We start from the raw sequence: 988 nt of genomic DNA, 5'->3' as shown, positions 1-988 counted from the left end.
CAAGGACGTACATGCGCATCTACCACGCGCTCGGGTTCCTCGGCGCCGTGGTTCCCGAGGGCCACGTGCATCTGGGGCTCACGGCGACTCCCTATCGCACCGACAAGGCGGATCTCCGCAAGGTGTACGACGGCGTGGCCTACGCGATCGGGATCCACGACCTGATCGACATGGGTTTCCTCGTGCCACCGAGGTCGGTGAAGCTCGAGATCGTCGAAGGCCTTGAGGACAAGGACGACGGCGACTGGTCGGACGCCGAGGTCGAGGGCGCGGTGGACACGCCGAGCGTCAACAAGCAGATCGTCGCTGCGTGGCAGGCGCAGGCCTCCGACAGGCTGACGATCGCGTTCTGCGCGAGCGTCGAGCACGCCTATCACCTGGCGGCGGAGTTCGAGAAGGCGGGAGTCCCCGTGGCGGTGGTGCACGGCGCCTTGCCCAAGGAAGAACGCCGACAGACCCTTGACGCGTTCTCGGATGGAAATATTCGAGTCCTATGCAACTATGGAGTACTTACAGAAGGCTTTGACCGTCCAGAAGTGTCGTGCATCATCATGGCGCGGCCTACCTTGAGTCACAGTCTTTACGTCCAGTGCGTCGGGCGGGGCCTGCGGATTGCGCCGCACATCTTCAAACGGGACTGTCTGGTGCTGGATGTGGTCGGGGTCACGGACGTGCATCGGCTGATGACGGTGGATCGGCTGCTCGCGGGCGAGGACAAGGACGAAAGCGGCGAGAAGCGCGAACGGGCCGGCGGGGAGCGCGGGCCGAGGGTCGCCAAGCGGCTTACGGCGAGCGCGTTTCGGTGGATGCGGGTTCGCGAGCGTGTGTGGCTCGCGCGAGATTTCCGCGGCAACTTTGTCCGAGTCGAGCAGACGCAGGTCGGCTGGTACGTGGCCTACGGGCGATTCAGTACAGAGGAGCCGGGCGCGAAGCCCGAGATGCACCGCGTGTACTTCGGGCCGGACTCGGAGATGGCCTGGGGCGCGGC

General features: G+C 65.4%; 1 protein-coding gene. It reads left to right on the top strand.

Annotated elements, in window-relative coordinates:
• A partial coding sequence (locus AC27E8_RS08745) for a DEAD/DEAH box helicase (protein ID WP_487111447.1) occupies positions 1–988 on the top strand: 988 nt, incomplete at both ends.

This window comes from Alicyclobacillus sp. CIJ1 (assembly GCF_057538885.1).
This window is presented reverse-complemented; position numbering and strand designations above follow the sequence as displayed.